Source organism: Flavonifractor sp. An306 (genome assembly GCF_002159455.1).
GTDB lineage: Bacteria > Bacillota > Clostridia > Oscillospirales > Oscillospiraceae > Flavonifractor.
This window is the reverse complement of the sequence record NZ_NFIQ01000203.1, coordinates 1-1,175: the sequence shown is the minus strand read 5'-3', so window position 1 is coordinate 1,175 and position 1,175 is coordinate 1. Positions and strand designations below refer to the sequence as shown.

Annotated in this window: 2 protein-coding genes; both read left to right on the top strand. The window is 41.9% G+C overall.

Features of this window, described 5'->3' with window-relative positions; all coding sequences use genetic code 11:
- A partial coding sequence (locus B5F88_RS20950; RefSeq protein WP_162612266.1) for a hypothetical protein occupies window positions 1–248 on the top strand: 248 nt, incomplete at its 5' end.
- Window positions 249–418: 170 nt separating this feature from the next.
- A partial coding sequence (locus tag B5F88_RS20510) for a hypothetical protein (RefSeq protein WP_140402231.1) occupies window positions 419–1,175 on the top strand: 757 nt, incomplete at its 3' end.

The following is a 1,175-nucleotide window of genomic DNA, read 5'->3' as shown; positions in this document are numbered from 1 at the left end:
ATGATTTCCCTAATGATCGAAGACTTGATGTTGATTTTACGAAAATTAACATTGTTCTGGCACAGGGCGAGGCAAGGACAGAGGAAATTGCCGGAAATGCACCATATCTGCTTGTGTTTGACGAGATGTTGGAGATTGCTGACCTTGAGTTTGTCGATGCAGAATTGAACGTAAAATATTCGACCTTCTATAGCGAAAACCTGATGGAAAATGCCACATCTGATGACATCTCTAGCATCTTTAGCTAATAGAATTAAATACGCTGTAAGAATTTAGCCCCCTCTTGCATCTATTGGCTAGAAGAGTAGCGACGATACCCAAATGTGAGGGGGGGACTTATATAGAAAATGACTTGGAGAGGTAAATATTTTTTACTCTATGATAAAAGGAGCCTTTTATGAGAATATCAGGAGGCAACATGATACAAAACGTAAAGAACTTCTCCCTTGTGCTGTTCTGTTGCCTGTTTCTTTCACTTTGCACAGCCTGTACACGGGCATTAACAGGCAACATAGAAACACCATCTCCAATGCCAACTCAACCAGAGGCCACCATACCTTCCAATAGTCCAGAAGCCACCCTCCATGAGTGGTCTGGTGATGGATTCTCATACACCAGTAAGAATCTGGGGATTACAGTCGAATTTCCTCCAGAGTGGGAAAACTTAATGACCATTTCAGACGATATAACTTATGAGTATTTTGTGGAAGGACAATCTGAGCCCCTAAATTGCGTTACTCTTAAAGCAATCCACGGAGGAGAGAATGGGGAGATACCTATCGCTTATATCTATTGGCGCGCCGCAGATGAACATGGACCTGAAGCTGATTATGGAGAATGTGTCACTCTGGTAGAGCGAGAGGGGAATGTCTGCTTATGCTGGATGCCTATGAACACAAAAATAGGACTTGAGCTTTTAGAGGACACAGCACTATATGACGAATACGATATTGTGGAGCAAGGCATTCTCAGTGGTGAGTATGAAATCGAACTGCTAGACTTAGAAAGGGATTTATCCGAGCTTGCATTTGATGATCTGGATATGAACGCCCCCGTTGGGGTTGGGTTCAACCTTGCGTTTGAAAATGATGATTTTATCATTTTTTACGGGACTGATGGTCTATTTTGCTACGATTTATCAGAGAAAGAAATCATTTTCAGCGTGGATTTTATTA